This is a genomic window from Azospirillum sp. TSH64 (genome assembly GCF_003116035.1).
Lineage (GTDB): Bacteria > Pseudomonadota > Alphaproteobacteria > Azospirillales > Azospirillaceae > Azospirillum.
The window spans coordinates 4,585,803-4,586,115 of record NZ_LGQW01000015.1; the positions used below are offsets into that span (position 1 = coordinate 4,585,803).

1 protein-coding gene is annotated in these 313 nt (G+C 69.0%); it reads right to left on the bottom strand.

Translation table 11 applies throughout. From position 1 onward, the window contains the following. Positions 1-313: hypothetical protein (locus TSH64_RS35960; protein WP_199237634.1), on the bottom strand; the 313-nt coding region annotated here is incomplete at both ends.

The window sequence follows — 313 nt, forward strand, 5'->3', positions numbered from 1 at the left end:
GTCGGTCAGGGCCGGGCTGATCGTCAGCGGAATCGCGGTGTCCTCATCGCCGCGGGCGGCCGATACGGACAGGGTCGGGGTGTCGGACACCGGGTTGACGGTCACCAGCAGCGGTGCGCTGACGCTGACCGGAGTGGCGACACCGTCCTTCGCCGTGGTCGTGACGGTCAGGGTGAAGTCATCGTCGCTGTTCGACGGCGGCGTGATCTTCAGCCCGGCCAGCTGGTCCGGCGTCAGCGTGATCGAGCCGTTGCTGATGGTCAGCGTGTTGCCGGCCGTATTGCTGAGGCTGGCGCCCGCCGGGATGCCGCTG